The organism is Legionella beliardensis (assembly GCF_900452395.1).
Lineage (GTDB): Bacteria > Pseudomonadota > Gammaproteobacteria > Legionellales > Legionellaceae > Legionella_C > Legionella_C beliardensis.
Window position 1 is genome coordinate 1,401,763 of record NZ_UGNV01000001.1, and the last position, 16,745, is coordinate 1,418,507.

Genomic DNA, 16,745 nt, shown 5'->3' on the forward strand with positions numbered 1-16,745 from the left:
CAATTTTAGCTTGGGCTAAATTTCATTAATGTAAATAAGCTGGTTGTGTTATAGCTTGCTTCAAAATGAAATCCTAATGGCTCAATACTTTGTTGCCATTCCGATAATGTTCGCTGTCTACCTCCTAATAAGACCATCATAACAATATCCATCGTTTTATTAGGGTGAGGCGTATTATCATCAGGCATGACTTGTTCTGCAATAAATAACGTTGATTTTTTTGGCATCTGCTGAGCGCAATTTGTGAGAATTTGCTGCATAGTTGCATCATCAAAGTCATGTAAAACCCCTTTAAATAAATAAGCATCAGCCATTGGGATTTCTTTTAAAAAATCACCGGCAATTAACCTGGCTTGCGGCGGAAACTCATGAGCGTTTAATTGATTAATAACAGCAGGTGTATCAAAAAGAATCACGTTAACGGTAGGGTAATGCTTAGCAATAGATTGAACCATACCGCCTCGGCCACCGCCCATATCAACGATACTTGTTAGTTCACCAAAATTATAAGACTTACTTATTGTATCATCATCATAGGTTGATAATTTAGCCATGCCGCGATCAAAATTAGCCTGCTTTTGGGGGTTTTTACTTAGATAATTAAAAAAATGATCGCCGTGTTGATGATAAAAGGCAGACTTACCGGTCTTTAGGCTTTCATCAAACTGAGAAAAAGCTTGCCACCAGCTCTCATCAGCCATACATAACACGTCTCTTATTGAATGCGGATCATCGTCGCGCAAAGGTTTTGATAATTCTGTTAAAGAGTAACCATTTTGCTGAAAATTAAATAATTTATAGGCACTTAAAAAACGCATTAGCCTAGCTAATAATTCTGGTTTGGTATTACTTTGTTCTGCTAATTGTTCTATTGAAATAGGTTCATCTGACATATAGTTGGCTAAACCTAGCTGCGCTACAACGTGTATAGCACGAGAAACGACATACCAACGTGACATCGTTGCTAGTATCATAAAAGGTTCTTGTTCATAAGACATGCTATTATTTCCTTATTTTATTTTTCCTTGCTACATCCATATTATGGTAAGGTAGATTGGGCTAAACGAAGGGCCGCCTAGCCAATGATCATTGGGCGGTATGTTGCTTAGCCTAATCTACAACTCTACACAAATAAACGTAGCCTGGGCGCAGGCCCAAAGGACCGGAACCCGGGTTTTACTTCGTTTCACCCAGGCTACTTTGCTGGATACCGCGGTCAAGCCGCGGTAATTCGTTTTCCTTTTATCTATAACTTACTTTAACTCGAAATACCGCGGCTTGACCACGGTATCCATCTGGTTCAATATCTTCGCTATCTTACTTCTCAAGTATAAGCTACAGTGTCTTTACCGCTTTAAAGTAACTAGTGCTATTGTTTGAATTTTAGCAGAGTCTGATTTACTTTGGCTAAACTCTTCTCAAATTCAAAGCAAATAATTCCGTAAAACTTGCATGTTAATTCATTTATTTTTTATAATAAATTGTTTTAATATTGCACAGAGTTTAGTTTTGTATCGTGATCCTTTATAGAAAGTAGGTTACGTGTGGGGCATAAGTATGGTAGCTTTTAGTGTAAGAATTAATTTATGGAAGTTTGAAATTGTTTTTATCATTGTATGAGTCACAAAAGTTAATAGCTATTATCATCTTTTTAGTGATGGCTAGCTTATTTGCTTATCAACTCATAGATTTTTTACAACAAGATTTAACCAAGATTGTTCAGCCAAAGCCTGCTGTTATTAATTCTAAACAAGTGAAAATTACGACTCAATCTATACTTTTCACTAAACCTCTTTTCGGTGATTATATTCCGGTAATTAATGAAGCAGATATTAAAGAGTCAACGCTTGATGTTGAAATTGTAGGTATTGTATTTTCACCTGATATTGCAGAGTCACAAGTATTAATTAAAGATACCGCGGGAGAGGAGCGTACGTATTTTATTGGCGACACTTTACCCGGGGGGGCTGTGATTAAGCGTATCAGCGAAAATGGAATTGTTGTTTTGTATAATGGTTCTTTGGAGAGCTTAAGTTTACCTAAAGCTGAATTGCTCTTTGATAAACCAGCAAAGCCTTTAATTAGTGAGGAATAACGTTATGCGAGGAGTTGTCCGCTTGGCTCTGTTGGCACTATTAAGCTTTCTATTAGCAGCTTGTGTTACGCTTAGTAATTATAGTTTTAATGAAGGAATAAGTTGCTTTCGAGCAGGCAATTATCGCAAAGCTTTTATTCGCTTGTTACCCGCGGCTCAAAAAGGTCAACCTGATGCGCAATATGCAGTGGGTTATATGTATTACTATGGCCAAGGTGTGGTTGAAGATCGTGCAAAAGCTTGGTATTGGATTAAAAGCGCTGCCTCTAAAGGGCAGCCTGAAGCGGTAGCAGCTGCAAAAATATTATGCACAACGAACACCATTGAAAGTGTTTAATAAAATGAGGGAATAATTAATTTAGATATTCAATAATAAAACTATTCTGTTACTGATTTATCGGTTAGCACTAATAATAAGAGACATGATATAACAACAATAAACTAAAATTAAAAGCCCGCCATGCCACCTTGTCATTTTTTGATGACGTCTATTAATCCATAAGAGAATAAGTGTGGTTAAAAACATAACTGGCATATCTCGCCATAAAAGTGCATGACTAATTAATGAGGGATGAATAATTCCTGGAAAAATAAGTACCGCAAGTAAATTAAATAAATTAGCGCCTAAAATAGTTCCTACCGCAATGTCGTCTGCTCCTTTTCTTATAGCTAAAATAGCCGTAGTCAACTCAGGCAAACTGCTGCCGATTGCAATAAGAGTTAATCCTATAACTAAATCACTTAATCCTAATTGTTGCGCTAAATGTGAGCTATTAATAATAAGAAACTTGGCACTAATTGGCACAACAATGAGGCCAATACAAAGACTAAATGCATAGCTTAGTAAAGAATGTTTACGTAAAACAGCGTGTCGAAATTCCTCTGTAATTTGGTGCTGCACCCTTGAGTGTTTTAATGTATATAGCACATAGCCAATAAACAATACGCAAGCCAATAGCGATAAACAGCTATCAATAATACCTATATAGCCATCTAACATAAGAGAATAAATAAATAGCATGGCTAAAAAAAGCATAGGAAATTCACGCTGTAAAAAAGTAGGCTGTACTCTAAGTGGTCTTATTAATACAATTAAGCCAAGCACTAAACCGATATTAGCAATATTAGAGCCAATGGCATTACCTATAGCCATGTTATTTAGCCCCTCTAGCGATGCCCGAATCGCTATCATAATTTCAGGCGCCGATGTTCCTAGAGCAACTAAGGTAAAACCAATTAACAATGGTGGTAAGCGATAATAATAAGCTATTCCTGACGCGCCAGAGACAAGATGGCTTGCTGACCAGAGCAATGCGGCAAAATTAACTAGGATTAAAAAAAAACTATACATTTTATCTCTCAACCTTGTAATTGGTTATCAATCAAATTGCGCTTTTAAATGATTTTCAGATGTAACTTTTACTTTCAATAAATCCTAATCAAACAATTATGATACTTGATTTAAATAACAACACAAAGCTAGTTGGCTAATCTTTACTGGTATAATTGCAAGGTGTTAGGGTTTGGCAACAAACGATTTTTGTGTTAATATGGTTCAGATTTTTTTATTTAAACTCATTATGTTTTATATAATAACTTTTTGATAATGTTAACTTCATTCTCATAAATACTATTGTTAGCAATAATAACATAATACAAAATCGGGCGCCTTGATCTAAAGTGATTGGAGCCTACGCTCATACAATTTCAAACTACGTACCCTCCTTTTAAGGTACATCAGCTAAAGATAAATTCCTAATATCTTTGCGAGCGCAGGAAGCAATCTTACCTAGATACGCCCCAAAATAATGGTATTACTATGTTTAAAGAACAATATCGCCTGATGCGCCAAAGTAGCTTTAGGCGTTTTACACTAAGCTGTATGTTAGCTATGTTTGGTAGTGGCTTAACCTATATTATTATGGTTTGGGTTTTGATGCGTTATGATGCATCTGTGGTATCGACTGCTATATTAATGACTTGCTTTTGGTTACCTAATGTTTTATTGGGCTCTTTCTTTGGCGTGCTTGCTGATAGATGGAATCGCCATTACATATTAATTGTTGTAACCTTAGCTAGGGCTCTGTGTCTGTTTATTTTCGCCTGTTTAGGACAAACCTATGATACACCTCTAGCTGTTTATTTATTAGCAACGCTGATGGGGGTGTTTCTAGCTGCTTATGTTCCAGCCGCTATGAGCTTTGTGCGTGAATTAATTCCTGAAGAAGATTTACTTTATGGTAATGCACTAGGCGACATGGCTTATGAGGTAGGAGGTGTCGCCGGGATGGGCTGTGCGGGATTTGTTTTAGCCACAACCTCATTTAAAACTTGTTTTGTAATAAATGGTCTTTGCTATTTATTTGCAGCCATCATTCTAATGAGGATTAAACTGTCCGATGCGCAGCAAGCACCTTTAAGAAAAGAATCCTTCTGGACACAATTTGTTAAAGGGTGGCGCTATATTAAACGCAGGCCACCCTTATTGCTTGTCTACCTAACGCAAGGTTTATTTTTTGTAAGCTATATGACTGCACCAGTGTTATTGGCGCCGTATGCTAAAACAGTTCTCCATAGTAGTGTGAGTCAATTTGGCTGGCTTGAGTCAGGGTTATCCCTGGGAATTATCCTAGGTAGTTTTATTGCACCTTACTGTGCTTCTTATTTCTCAACGTTTAAAGTAATCGTTGGGCAAATTATTTTAGGCGTCATAGGCTTTTACTTATTTAGCCATACTACCAGTAATAATTTAGCTATTTTTTATCATCTTTTAATTGGCTTTTCTTTTTCATCTTGGGCGCTAATTACAACGTTGGCACAAGAGATGACAGATATTAATTATCAAGGGCGCGTACAATCATTATTTAATAGCTTATCCGGTGTGGTCATTATTTTATTTTATTATTTACTCGTTCAATGGAAAAATTTACCAATCGCTAATTTATATTTTGGAGAAATTGGCATTTTAGTCATTGCGATAATGATATTAATTTATGTAGGGATTAATAATAAAGATGAAATAGAGGTTAGCAATTATCAATAACGTCTTATCACAGCTTGGCTGCGATCGTAGCCTGGGTGCAGGCCAAAAGGCCGGAACCCGGGTTGCATTTCATTTCACTCAGGCTACTTACTGTTAATGTACCTCAAGAGCTATAGATACTATGGTCAAGCCACGGTATTTCGATAGGTGGCCTAGAATCAATCAAAATAACGAATTACCGCGGCTTGACCGCGGTATCCAGCGATGTTACTAAGTTCTTACGTTAATTCTAAAAAGTTTGAGATAATTTGATAGATGGGCTTAGCAAGACCAATAGACGTTAATTCCTGCGGCGCAAACCATTTACCTGCACCTTCCGCGACATAACAGCTCTTATGTTCGATTTTAAACGCAGTTGGATTAATATAAAGATGAAAATGGCTAAAGGTATGCTTGAAATTTGGTAAAGGTTTTGCTTGCATCAACGTAATGTCATACCACTGTGCTAGGTAATCGATAGGCTCTTCTTCTATGTCTAAAGTAGGTAAACACCATAACCCACCCCAAAGCCCAGTTGGCGGGCGCTTTTCTAAATAAATTTTATTATCGTCAGTATGCAGTAGTAAGAAATGCTGTGTTTTAGTAGGTAGCACTTTTTTCACTTTCCGAAAGGGATAATGCGCCACTTTCTTATTTAAATAAGCAAGGCATGTTTCCTGTACTGGACAATGAGAACAAGCTGGCCGTTTAACCGTACAGCAAGTGGCTCCTAAATCCATAATTGCTTGCGTGTAATCCGCGCAGCGCTTTGACGGCATGCATTGATTAGCAAGCTGCCATAGTTGATTTTTTATCTGAGCCTGCTCAGGCCAGCCATCAATCATAAAATAACGCGTTAGCACCCGCTTGACATTGCCATCTAAAATGGCAGTAGGTTGATTAAATGCTAATGAGGCAATAGCTGCAGCGGTAGATGGCCCTATGCCGGGTAACTGCATTAACTGATTGAGGTCTGCTGGAAATTGGCCGTTGAAATCGGAGGTAATTATTTTGGCAGCTTTATGCATATTGCGTGCGCGACTATAATAACCTAACCCAGACCAGTGGGATAAAAGTGTATCTTCATCAGCACAAGCAAGATGTTTGACCGTGGGAAAACTTGTCATAAAGCGTTCAAAATACGGTATGACAGTTTGCACCTGAGTTTGCTGTAACATGATTTCGGAAACCCAAACTCGGTAGGCTGATTTTGGGTATTGCCAAGGTAAATTCTTACGCCCATGGTGATCAAACCAAGCTAAGAGTGGATAGCTGAAATTTTGGTAAATAGCTTCGTTATTCATCATTAATGATTAAAAAATGAAACAAATTGATCTTTAATTTTTAGTACGGGTTTCACTAAGTTAGTCTTAATCCAAAATTTAGCCAAATTTGCGTTTATTTTTTTTAAATCAGGTAACACCGTAGGGTGGTTTAAATTACCTTGAATTATTAACGGGAAACTACCGCCTAGTGATTGCTGTATGTTGCTTATTTTATCATCTTCTGCGGTAAGCGTTGCCATAAGATGACTGGTTAAACGATAGTCTGTTAAGCTAAGTTTACCATCACCTTTCAATTGTAGCATGGCTGTTTGCAGTACGATTGCATCGCTTGATAAAAGCGTATGGTCTAGTTGATATTGAATTGACATGAGCTTAAGTGGTGTTGTTCCACGAAAAAACGTTGGATAATTAAATGCTTCAGCTTCTAAAGGTGGTGCTGCTTGATTCTCTTGATTTTGGCTAATAGCATTACTTAGTTTTTTAACTACTTTATTTAAATCAATTATTTCAAGCGTGCCTTGATGAAGACTAATATTGCCGCTACCCGTTGTTTGGTTTAACCAGTTATCTTGGCTCAAATTTGATTGTGAATGAAGAGATAGATCAAGTTTTCCCTGCAATAATTTTTGATTAAATAAAGCAGCCGTAAAGCGCGCGCTATTTATTCCTGTTGCTGTTTGATTAATTTTGAGCAACTTAGAAAAGAAATTGTAATTTAAGTCACCAATGGCTTCGCCTTGATAAAGATTAAGCGTCAGGGGATTTAAAGAAATAACACCATGTTTCATAATGGTATTGGCACTTAATTTATTGATTTTGAAATTATCAACTTGCAGATTTTGGAGAAGGAGTTGCCCTTTTAGAACAATCGATTTAAGAAGAGCATCTAATTCAGTCAGTGCCCTAAGAGGAGCACCTACTTCACCCTTAAATTGCAGTTGGGTAGAAGCATGTTTTTGATTAAAAACATAGTCAATTGCTGCTTTGAGTTGAAAGGAAAATAAATCTTGCTGTAAATTAATGCTCTCAGCGCCTAGCTGTAAAGAAGTGACATGAAGAACATTATTATCCATATTAATACTTAGTTTACCATGAGTCATTAATAGTCTCTCAATAGCAAATTGCTCTTCTAACTTCTTAGCAGGTGGAGTAATTGTTAATGGGGTTGTAGGTGCAGATACTACTAAAGGTGGCTTTTTATTTAAATTTATTACCGCTGTGACATTATCAATTTTAATTTCATTAAATACTATTTTACCCTGTAATAAGGCTGAGATTTTTAAATTAAAAAGTAATTGCCCTAATTTTATAGCACAGGGGCTTTGTGCAGTTTGATTGCCGATACAAATATTTTCTATTTTAATTCCTGGATGAGGGAATAGCTGCCAATTAATAGCCCCTTTTATCTCGCTAGGTTGCGTAGTCAGTGTGGTTATTTTCTGGTTGACAAAGCTTTTCATTAATTCTGGACTTACTGATTTGGTTAAAATCCAAAGAGAAAGAGCAACGAATGAAATGAAAGCTAAAAAGGTAACTATAAATTTTTTTAAAAACGGCATAAAAACGACAAAAGGTCAAAACGCAAGCATAGCGCTAACTTAAAGCATGTCAAGTTTTATTCAATGTGTTCTTAAAGGAATATTATCAATTTTCAAGAAATCTATTTTTATTTTTAAACGTTTAATTCAGTTAAAAGCGCAAATTAGCCTGCTAGTTCTGCATTTTTTGTCTATATTTATTGGTTCTTAGTGATTTATTCTATTTTTAAGGAATTTTTATATTAAATTTACGTTTAAGAATTCACAAATAAAAAGTATGAATTAAAAAAAATTAAAAAAAGCAAGTAATTACTATTGCTATTAAGCAAAGCTAAGTTTAATCTAAAGTCTTCCATATAAAAAGGTTAACTTATGGAAGGTTGTAGACGTAGGATTTAGTTTTTTAGATGTACTCAGGATGAGTCAAATAAAAATCAAGGAGAACGTCATGCAATTTAGTGAGTGGGAAATCATTATCCTCAAGCCAACCTATGTTTTTTCTTCATTTCTAGCTTCACAATTACCCGATATAGAATTACCTGATCCCCATATGTTAAGTGTTGATAATACAGCTTATGTTATTACAAAACAAAAAAATGATGAGGAAACTTTAAATGAAATAGAACGTCATTTTAAGTTTATGTTCCATCATGAAATTAGCCGCTGGCTAGGTGACACTGTACACAATGAGATTGAGAGTAGTTTTCTAGATTTCCTCTGTTGTTTCAAATTTGAGCTGCACTCACATATTGTTTTGATGGAAGAGTCCATGTCTCATGGTAAGCAATTAATGCGTGTTAAGCCTCGTTCTGTCTTATTAAAATGGATGAAATCTACTGTAGAAGAGCAAAGAGAATTAACTAGTATTATAGAAGAAGTAACGGTCTCTCATTTGGCTGAAAATGCTACAGTAATCATTAAGAATTTTAATGACTTATCAGAAGTAAAGCCCTTTCTTCAAGTACATTATCCACAAATCTTTGAAGCTGAGATGTTTAGAATGTGTGATGAAGCAGATCAGTGGCCAAAGATTGACTCTTATGAAACCTTCAGTCGTTATTTTTCTATAGATATACATACACAATTAATTCATCTGCACTAAGGAGGTTGGCTATGGGGCCAATAGCAATAGCTGTTATTTGTGCAACTGTTTTTGGTGTAATTAGCAGCATCGGCGCTTTTATACACCAAATGTTGAGTAGTCGAGATAAGCGCTTAAATGATTTAGCCCAACAAAGAGCATTGGGTCAAGAAACGACAGAATTAAAAAAATTACGTGATGAAATGCTCAATTTCAAGCGCTATAATGCCTATTATCAAGTTTTAGGTGAAAATAAGGAAGCAGTTCAGTATCTGGATCAAAAGATAGAAGAAATCTTAAAAAAGAAATCAGCGCTCATAGACCGTTACGCTCAGGCTATTATTAAAGAATCAAATGCCATTGTAGCTGGGGACTTGTCTTTAGCCCGCAAAGAAGTTTGTGATAAATTAAAAGATGAGATTGATAGCCAATGTAAAGCTTATGATCTAGAAATTGAGCAGTTGCAAAAAAGGCGTGCCAGCTTATGGGATTCACACAAAGAATTACAAGCTTATATTCTTGACCAAGAAAAAAAGCGCAATGAGCATATGGATGCTGTTTACCAACAACACTCAGCTTTACTTGAAAAAATCTTCCTTCGTCATAATGAGAATAGTGAACATACTGCTAAATCGCTTATAGAATCATCTACACAAGTGTTTAAATCCTTTATTGCTGCACCTATTGAATTTTTAGCTTCTTGTTTTAACTTATCCCAAGGGATATCATTAAAAGCCGCGCAGCAAGAAAAATTACGAAGACAAACGATTGCAGCCTTACAAGCCTCCATTAATAATGAACAAGACACGTTTGGCAGTCATAGCTTGGATAAGAAAAATCAGCATGACTCTGAAACTGCCGATAGAGGATACCCTGCGCAATTTTCTTTTACAGCATAGCATATTTAAGGAATTCACGGTTAAAATATGTTAATCGTGGATTTTTTTCTACCAATTTTGATCAAATTAGTGCATAATCTCGTTCTTCATAAATCTTAATTAGAATTATTTGGCTTGTTAAGTTAATTGAGGTCCAACGTCGTTAATAGACTCTTATGATAAATTTAAAGAGTTATTGCAGCTTTTTTAACTTAGTTTTAGCATAAGAAAAGACTGAACATCAGGTCAACAAATAATCAATTAAGACAGGCTTATTATGGAGTTCTAAGATGAGAAATAAGATTTGGAAGCATGTTTTTATTTGTTTTTTTAGTCTTTTAGCTTGTAATGCTATAGCAGGCAATCTAGGTGATCTTTTAAATTATGAACGAAACACGGTAGAAATTTTTCAAAAATTTTCTCCTAAAGTTGTTTCTGTTCATCGATTAGCAAGAGTGCAGCATGCTTATACCAAGATGCGTGTTCCTGCTGGTGCAGGGTCTGGAATTATCTGGGATAAACGGGGACACATAGTCACCAATTACCATGTCGTAAAAGGCGCTGATGATCTTGCCGTGACAATTGGTAATGTGACGGTACCGGCAAAAGTGATTGGTGCTGAGCCGCGTAAAGATATTGCCGTCCTTGCCATTTCATCAGCAAAAGCATTAGATCTGTTAAAGACATATACCCCATTTGAATTGATTCATAGTCGCGATTTATTAGTCGGACAAAAAGCAATTGCTATTGGCAACCCATTTGGTTTAGATCATAGCTTAACAATCGGTGTTATTTCTGCATTAGGTCGCCAAGTACCTGGGGCTGGGGGCGTTACCATTCGTGAAATGATTCAAACTGATGCCTCAATTAACCCCGGTAACTCAGGAGGGCCGTTACTAGATAGTCGCGGGCGTCTAATAGGGCTTAATACGGCGATTTACTCTAATTCAGGCTCTTCTGCGGGTATTGGCTTTGCAGTTCCTTCTGATGATGTAGAGCGCATTGTGCCGCAGTTGATAAAAAATGGTCGGGTTGTTTTAGCAGGTATTGGTATTCGTCGTGTTGAGCCTAGCATTGCTAAACGCTTTGGCATTACTAAAGGTATTTTAATATTAGACATCTTACCTCATTCACCAGGGGCTGCGGCGGGTTTGCGTGGTACATACCGCGATGCAGATGGAAGAATCCATTTAGGTGACATCATTACGGCAGTTAATGGCCATCCTGTACCTAATTATGATGCTTTTTATAATTTACTGACTGACATTAAAGTTGGTGAAGAAATTACTGTAACTGTTAAGCGTGGTAGTAGGTATGTTGATCATAAATTAAAAACGATTGATATCGCTAGTTATTAAAGGAAGATAGGTTGGGCTGCACTTTGTTTAGCCCAACCTACCATACTTAAGCGCCATAGTCTTCTTGATACGTTTTTAATCGTTCTAACTCTTCTACTAATTGTCTTTTTTCTAAATAATCCATCAAATCATGTACATTAATAATAGATAATACATTGATACCTTGATCTTGTATTTCGTTGATTGCTGATTGTGTGGTTAATCCACGCTCACAGCGATCTAGGGCAATAATGACTGTTGTTAGCTTCCCGCCATTGGTTTTTATTAAATGCTGTGCTTCACGAAAAGCAGTGCCTGCGGTAATCACATCGTCAATCATGATTGTCTCACCTATTAATGGTGCGCCAATAAGCACGCCGCCTTCACCATGGTCTTTAACTTCTTTACGATTAAACGTGACGGTAGCATCGATGCCTTGGCCTGCTAAGGCAATAGCTGTTGCAGTAGCTAATGGTAATCCTTTATAAGCCGGCCCAAATAAATGCTGGCAATTTATTTTATGCTCTATAAGCGTTTGCGCATAAAATTGGCCAAGTTTTTTTAAGGCTTGACCCTGGTAAAATAAACCAGCATTAAAAAAGTAGGGGCTTTGACGTCCCGATTTTAATAAAAAATTGCCAAACTTAAGTACATTGTTACTTATGGCTAAATCAATAAAGTCCTCTTTAGAATAGGTTTGTGGCGTTTTAACTAGGTTAACCAAAATAAAATCACTCCTATATTACAAAAAAACCTTAACAATCAACAAAAAAATGCTATGCTAATCTTAATGCTAATTATTTTTAGCATTGTTAGGTATTTATTCTAACTTAAAATTTCTTTTAATTAGAGGATTTAAAAGGAATGGTGTTTAATTAGTTTAATAAATACGCGTGTGGTTAGATTTTCGATTACGAAGCTTCAGATGGAAAGGAGATAGCAAATGTCGCAAGTAGAGACTGGCCGTGTAAAATGGTTCAATGAAAAAAAGGGATTTGGATTTATTGTTAATCAAAATGGTGACGACATCTTTATTCATTATCGAGATATTAATGGCACTGGGTTTTTAACATTGCATGAGAACGAGCTTGTTTCTTATACTGTTGCTAAAGGGCCTAAAGGATATAAAGCTCAAGATGTTACTGTTATTCGTGATGAATAGTTAAGTTAGGTAATTTATTGCCTTTAAATGGTTAACTAATCTAATACGAATTAGATTAATTGGTCTTTGTTAATAACATCATTGCTTAATTTACTAAGTAAAGCACAGCGATGATACTATCTAGCTATTGGCTAAATAAGCATATCTAAAGGCAGCATCTTAGAATAATACCAGCTAACATAGCGTAGTAGGCTGGCCTATTTCTTTTTTTCAAAAAATACTTGGCTTTGTATTCAGCATGTCTGATAATGACATTGAACTAGATAAGAATATTTTCAACTGTTAAGAGTTCTTAATCATGTCTTATAAAATCCCCCAATTCTCCAGGAGCCAAAATCATGGAAACTTCTAAGCAAGTAGCTGTGATTACTGGTGCTGCAAATGGTATTGGTTTTGCTTTAACAAAAAATTGCTTGCAACGTGGCATTAATGTGGTTATGGCAGATCATGCGATATCGACTTTATGTGATCGTGTTGAGCAATTAAGTGGCCAAAATCAAGCAGACGTTTTTGGGGTTACCTGTGATGTAACCAAACCTGAGGGGTTAAAGCATTTGGCTAAGCAAACGCTTGAGCGTTTTGGTCGTGTTGATTGGTTATTTAATAACGCTGGGATTTGCGGGCATTTTGAGCCAGTATGGGAATTAACAAGCGAGCATATCCGTAAAGTGATGGATGTTAATCTGTATGGTGTCATTCATGCCTTACATGCTTTTTTACCGATTATGTTTAATCAATCGCATCGTTCCTACGTTATCAATATGGCAAGTTTTTATGGTTTATGTAGCGGTTCGCAATTATCAGCTTATGCTATGTCAAAACATGCCCTAGTCGCGCTTTCTGAATCTCTTTATTTTGATTTAAACCGCCTAAATAAACCAGTTGATGTTTCTGTGGTTTGTCCTTCGTTCACTAACACACAGCTCTTAACTAATTCGACGCCATTAAATAACAATAAGCTTCATGAAATGATGAGTCATTTAATTGAAAGAAGCAGGCCAGCGGATGATGTAGCCAAGCATATTCTTAATGAATTAGAAAAGAAGACTTTTTATATTTTGCCTGATAAAGAGGTGAAAGAATATTGCACACAACGAACGGAAGCAATTATTAACCAGACCGAACCCCATCAACATAACATTGAAAAACTTATTGCATCATTAAGCAATCGCGCTTTAAAAGCGAATTCTTCAGTTACGTGAGTCTATCAATCCATGTTTTTAACCCTTTTCAGTAATTTTAAAAACCGAATGATAAAACATGCAGTTATTAAGAAGTAGATTATTTTTGCCGTTATTTTTAACTCAATTCTTTGGCGCATTTAACGATAATGTCTTTAAATTAGCCATGCTTACCTTGATTAGTTACCATTTAAGCACATCGCAAGCTAATTCTGAGCATTATCAATCAATAGCAGGTATTTTATTTACCTTGCCCTTTTTCTTATTTTCAGCGACAGCAGGTCAGTTAGCAGATGCGTATGATAAAGCAATGTTGACACGTTTAGTTAAGATTGTTGAAATAATATTAATGTTGATAGGTAGTATTGGGCTCTTAAAAAGTAATATTCCTTTGATGTTATTTACTTTAGCAGGACTAGGCATTCATTCTACGTTTTTTGGCCCAATTAAATATGCAATATTGCCTGATCACTTACCACGTCCGCAGTTGCTTAAGGCCACGGGTTTAATTGAAGCGAGTACGTTTTTCGCTATTCTAACAGGCACTATTTTGGGAACTTTATCCATAGGTAACGATAAAAATCATGTTCATTATGCTATTTATTTAATAAATGTTGCCTCTTTAAGCGGCTTTATCGCCAGTTTATTTATCCTGTCTGCTCCTTCTTCAGAGCTAAATCGAACGAAAATAGATTATAATATTTGGCGCGCTACCATAAACATGCTTAAGCGTGTACTAACTAATAAACAGATTTATCCTGCCGTCTTGCTAATATCTTGGTTTTGGTTAGTAGGCGCGGTTGTGGTCACTAAGCTTCCTGATTATGCCCATTATGTTTTAAGAGCCGATACAACTGTATTTGCCATGTTTTTAGGCATTTTTTCTATTGGTATTGCTGCGGGATCCCTGGCCATTACCAAATTTTTAGCCGGAAAAATTACACTTCGCTATGTCCCATTGGCTATGTTTTTTTTATCTTTATTTGCTCTGGATTTGTATTGGATATCGCCTATTGAAAATCCTGATTTACCCTTAGTAAATTTATGGCAATTTTTAATGTCGTTATCCCATTGGCGCATCACTATTGATTTTTTTCTCTTTTCCTTTTGTGGCGGTTTATTTGTCGTGCCGCTTTATACTTATTTACAAGTCATAAGCAAAGAAAGCCAACGTGCACAAACCATTGCCGCAAATAATATTTATAATGCCTTAGCGATGGTTTTAGGGGGAATTTTGGTCATCGTTATGCTTAAGCTTAAATTTTCGATTGCCGATGTTTTTTTAGTGATTGCTATACTAAATATTATCGTAGCAACCGTTTTAAATTATATTTATAAAATTAATCGCATAGCCAGTCTTTAGCAGGTAAAAAATCGGTGTAAAGTTTTGCTTCTGGACTATTTGCTTCAGGCTGCCAATTGTAAAGCCAATTTACCTCAGGTGGAAGGGACATAAGTATCGATTCTGTTCGCCCTCCTGACTGTAAACCAAACAGCGTTCCTCTGTCATAAATAAGATTAAATTCTACATAACGGCCACGACGGTATAATTGAAATGCTTTTTCGCGCGCGCCGTAAGGGTGGTCTTTGCGTTTGTTAATAATAGGTTCATAAGCTTTAATAAAATGATTACCTATGCTTTGCATGAAAGCAAAGCTATGCTCAAAGCTTACCTCATTAAAGTCATCAAAAAATAAGCCGCCAATTCCTCGTGCTTCTTGTCTATGCTTCAAAAAGAAGTAGTCATCACACCAGGCTTTAAACTTAGGATAAAGGTGCTCGCCAAAGCTTACGCAGGCTTGTCTGGCGGTGTAGTGCCAATGCTTGCAATCTTCGAGAAAGCCATAATAGGGGGTTAAGTCAAAACCGCCGCCAAACCACCAAATAGGGGGAAAGCCTTCCTTTTCAGCAATGAAGAAACGTATATTGGCATGCGTAGTAGGAGCATAAGGATTTTCTGGATGTAGCACAATAGATACGCCTAACGCATTAAATGTTCTGCCTGCAAGCTCAGGTCGTAATGCACTAGCTGCAGGAGGTAGTTTTTCACCTGAAACGTGGGAAAAATTTACACCAGCTTTAGCAAAGACATTGCCTTTTTCCATAACACGTGTGATTCCGCCACCACCAAGCGGTCTAGTCCAAATGTCTTCATGAAAGGCTTTACCATCCATGTTACTTAACGTAAGGCAAAGGCTATTTTGCAGATTAAGTAGGTAAGTTTTCACCAATTCAATGGCATTTTCAGGCAAAGGAAGGTTATTCACAGGATTCCTCATCAATCAGTTTTGCCCAATAGTACTATAGTCTGATTAAAAAACCAGAGACTTAGTAATTTTCTCGCAACATCTTCTAGGTCAGACTTTGTTTGTTTGTAAATTAGTAGTTTAATTTGCTGGCATAGCGCTTGCATCTTAAAGATTAAGTATACCATTGGAGCGCACATTGTGTTTGATTTAGATGGTTATCTTGAAAACTATGACGATTTAAATCAATTAGATACACAAATGCGGTTTCCTGACCAAAAATCAAATTCTTTTTTGCCGAGTGGCGATACAACGTGGGCATTACTGACCTGGTATCATTTGAATTACATAGTGCCAGATTTTAGCAAATGCTTAGCATCTACCTTTCAATCTAACCAAGTTTTACAGGCATCAGCGTTAGTTGGCCGTAAAGTCATTGTTACCGCAAATTATTTATTAATAAATAAAGAGCTTTCTTGCCAAATGCTTATTGAAGTCATTACCCATGTCAATAAAGCAATGGCCGTTATCTATGATTGTACCGGCAGGATAATTCGTAAGTTGCTATTAGGAGAGCAGCCTGCTGGTTTTTTAGAATTTGAATGGGATTTGTTAAACTACCAAGGCTTACGCATCCCCCCAGGTAAGTACTTATTACAAGCCAGTGGCTTTGTAGCAGACAAGAAAATCCCACTAAAAACTCTAATCATAGCGAATGTAAATGGAGTGAATTTAGAGCAGAAAACAGGTGAAATTAAATTAAGTATTGCAGGTCTTGGTGATGTTACCCTTGAGCAAGTCGAATTCATCTCTAATTAACTTAAATTTGTCATGCCCGTGTGGCATTGTTGCGTGGATCAACTAAGCGGCTTATATTATTAATTAAAGGTTAAACAACCTAGTCAGCTTGGCCTTAAAA

At 36.4% G+C, this 16,745-nt stretch carries 16 protein-coding genes; 10 read left to right on the forward strand and 6 right to left on the reverse strand.

Going from position 1 to position 16,745, the window contains the following annotated elements; all coding sequences use genetic code 11:
* Nucleotides 1-5 precede the first annotated feature (5 nt).
* Nucleotides 6-998 (reverse strand): methyltransferase, encoded by a 993-nt coding sequence (locus DYE47_RS06235; RefSeq protein ID WP_115302442.1) that lies wholly within the window; start codon nt 996-998, stop codon nt 6-8.
* 602 nt (nt 999-1,600) lie between these two features.
* Here DYE47_RS06235 and DYE47_RS06240 point away from each other — a divergent pair.
* Nucleotides 1,601-2,095 carry a type II secretion system protein N gene (locus DYE47_RS06240; RefSeq protein WP_115302443.1) on the forward strand — a complete coding sequence of 165 codons (495 nt, stop codon included), beginning with the start codon at nt 1,601-1,603 and terminating at the stop codon, nt 2,093-2,095.
* 4 nt (nt 2,096-2,099) lie between these two features.
* On the forward strand, nt 2,100-2,432 hold the full coding sequence (locus DYE47_RS06245) for a tetratricopeptide repeat protein (protein ID WP_115302444.1): 333 nt from the start codon (nt 2,100-2,102) through the stop codon (nt 2,430-2,432).
* Between the two features lie 57 nt (nt 2,433-2,489).
* Here DYE47_RS06245 and DYE47_RS06250 read toward each other — a convergent pair whose 3' ends face one another.
* Nucleotides 2,490-3,446 carry a calcium/sodium antiporter gene (locus tag DYE47_RS06250; protein WP_115302445.1) on the reverse strand — a complete coding sequence of 319 codons (957 nt, stop codon included), beginning with the start codon at nt 3,444-3,446 and terminating at the stop codon, nt 2,490-2,492.
* A 468-nt stretch (nt 3,447-3,914) separates the two neighbouring features.
* Between DYE47_RS06250 and DYE47_RS06255 the strand changes: the two genes are divergently transcribed.
* A complete protein-coding gene (locus DYE47_RS06255; protein WP_115302446.1) occupies nt 3,915-5,138 on the forward strand; it encodes an MFS transporter in 1,224 nt (407 codons plus the stop codon).
* A 218-nt stretch (nt 5,139-5,356) separates the two neighbouring features.
* Here the strand turns inward: DYE47_RS06255 and mutY are convergent, their stop codons facing one another.
* On the reverse strand, nt 5,357-6,424 hold the full coding sequence (gene mutY, locus DYE47_RS06260) for an A/G-specific adenine glycosylase (RefSeq protein WP_242604169.1): 1,068 nt from the start codon (nt 6,422-6,424) through the stop codon (nt 5,357-5,359).
* Complete coding sequence (locus DYE47_RS06265) at nt 6,424-7,962, reverse strand: AsmA family protein (protein WP_115302448.1); 1,539 nt, start codon at nt 7,960-7,962, stop codon at nt 6,424-6,426. Before DYE47_RS06265 ends, mutY begins: the two co-directional genes overlap by 1 nt.
* A 427-nt stretch (nt 7,963-8,389) precedes the next feature.
* Here DYE47_RS06265 and DYE47_RS06270 point away from each other — a divergent pair, with 427 nt between their 5' ends.
* From DYE47_RS06270 to DYE47_RS06280, 3 genes are all read left to right on the forward strand, one after another.
* Nucleotides 8,390-9,043 carry a hypothetical protein gene (locus DYE47_RS06270; RefSeq protein ID WP_115302449.1) on the forward strand — a complete coding sequence of 218 codons (654 nt, stop codon included), beginning with the start codon at nt 8,390-8,392 and terminating at the stop codon, nt 9,041-9,043.
* An 11-nt stretch (nt 9,044-9,054) separates the two neighbouring features.
* On the forward strand, nt 9,055-9,921 hold the full coding sequence (locus DYE47_RS06275) for a hypothetical protein (protein WP_115302450.1): 867 nt from the start codon (nt 9,055-9,057) through the stop codon (nt 9,919-9,921).
* Between the two features lie 269 nt (nt 9,922-10,190).
* Nucleotides 10,191-11,258, forward strand: coding sequence for a S1C family serine protease (locus DYE47_RS06280; RefSeq protein ID WP_115302451.1), 1,068 nt, complete (start codon nt 10,191-10,193; stop codon nt 11,256-11,258).
* Between the two features lie 46 nt (nt 11,259-11,304).
* Here the strand turns inward: DYE47_RS06280 and pyrE are convergent, their stop codons facing one another.
* Nucleotides 11,305-11,961, reverse strand: a complete 657-nt coding sequence (gene pyrE, locus DYE47_RS06285; protein ID WP_115302452.1) for an orotate phosphoribosyltransferase — start codon at nt 11,959-11,961, stop codon at nt 11,305-11,307.
* Between the two features lie 219 nt (nt 11,962-12,180).
* Between pyrE and DYE47_RS06290 the strand changes: the two genes are divergently transcribed.
* The 3 genes from DYE47_RS06290 (at nt 12,181) to DYE47_RS06300 (ending at nt 14,943) form a co-directional block, all read left to right on the forward strand.
* Nucleotides 12,181-12,399: a cold-shock protein gene (locus tag DYE47_RS06290; RefSeq protein WP_115302453.1), complete on the forward strand. Its 219-nt coding sequence runs from the start codon at nt 12,181-12,183 to the stop codon at nt 12,397-12,399.
* 338 nt (nt 12,400-12,737) lie between these two features.
* Nucleotides 12,738-13,601, forward strand: a complete 864-nt coding sequence (locus DYE47_RS06295; RefSeq protein WP_115302454.1) for an SDR family NAD(P)-dependent oxidoreductase — start codon at nt 12,738-12,740, stop codon at nt 13,599-13,601.
* Between the two features lie 58 nt (nt 13,602-13,659).
* On the forward strand, nt 13,660-14,943 hold the full coding sequence (locus tag DYE47_RS06300; protein ID WP_115302455.1) for an MFS transporter: 1,284 nt from the start codon (nt 13,660-13,662) through the stop codon (nt 14,941-14,943).
* Here DYE47_RS06300 and hemF read toward each other — a convergent pair.
* Nucleotides 14,921-15,859 (reverse strand): oxygen-dependent coproporphyrinogen oxidase, encoded by a 939-nt coding sequence (hemF, locus tag DYE47_RS06305; protein ID WP_115302456.1) that lies wholly within the window; start codon nt 15,857-15,859, stop codon nt 14,921-14,923. The genes DYE47_RS06300 and hemF overlap by 23 nt on opposite strands.
* Before the next feature lie 168 nt (nt 15,860-16,027).
* Between hemF and DYE47_RS06310 the strand changes: the two genes are divergently transcribed.
* Nucleotides 16,028-16,645, forward strand: a complete 618-nt coding sequence (locus tag DYE47_RS06310) for an FLgD tudor-like domain-containing protein (protein WP_115302457.1) — start codon at nt 16,028-16,030, stop codon at nt 16,643-16,645.
* Nucleotides 16,646-16,745 lie beyond the last annotated feature (100 nt).

Bases quoted from the DNA above. Each gene is read 5' to 3' on its own strand.
- DYE47_RS06255 (WP_115302446.1), top strand. From the start codon at position 3,915: ATGTTTAAAGAACAATATCGCCTGATGCGCCAAAGTAGCTTTAGGCGT.
- DYE47_RS06250 (WP_115302445.1), bottom strand. From the start codon at position 3,446: ATGTATAGTTTTTTTTTAATCCTAGTTAATTTTGCCGCATTGCTCTGG.
- DYE47_RS06245 (WP_115302444.1), top strand. From the start codon at position 2,100: ATGCGAGGAGTTGTCCGCTTGGCTCTGTTGGCACTATTAAGCTTTCTA.
- DYE47_RS06275 (WP_115302450.1), top strand. From the start codon at position 9,055: ATGGGGCCAATAGCAATAGCTGTTATTTGTGCAACTGTTTTTGGTGTA.
- DYE47_RS06300 (WP_115302455.1), top strand. From the start codon at position 13,660: ATGCAGTTATTAAGAAGTAGATTATTTTTGCCGTTATTTTTAACTCAA.
- DYE47_RS06270 (WP_115302449.1), top strand. From the start codon at position 8,390: ATGCAATTTAGTGAGTGGGAAATCATTATCCTCAAGCCAACCTATGTT.
- mutY (WP_242604169.1), bottom strand. From the start codon at position 6,424: ATGATGAATAACGAAGCTATTTACCAAAATTTCAGCTATCCACTCTTA.
- DYE47_RS06295 (WP_115302454.1), top strand. From the start codon at position 12,738: ATGGAAACTTCTAAGCAAGTAGCTGTGATTACTGGTGCTGCAAATGGT.
- DYE47_RS06290 (WP_115302453.1), top strand. From the start codon at position 12,181: ATGTCGCAAGTAGAGACTGGCCGTGTAAAATGGTTCAATGAAAAAAAG.
- DYE47_RS06235 (WP_115302442.1), bottom strand. From the start codon at position 998: ATGTCTTATGAACAAGAACCTTTTATGATACTAGCAACGATGTCACGT.
- DYE47_RS06265 (WP_115302448.1), bottom strand. From the start codon at position 7,962: ATGCCGTTTTTAAAAAAATTTATAGTTACCTTTTTAGCTTTCATTTCA.
- DYE47_RS06280 (WP_115302451.1), top strand. From the start codon at position 10,191: ATGAGAAATAAGATTTGGAAGCATGTTTTTATTTGTTTTTTTAGTCTT.
- hemF (WP_115302456.1), bottom strand. From the start codon at position 15,859: ATGAGGAATCCTGTGAATAACCTTCCTTTGCCTGAAAATGCCATTGAA.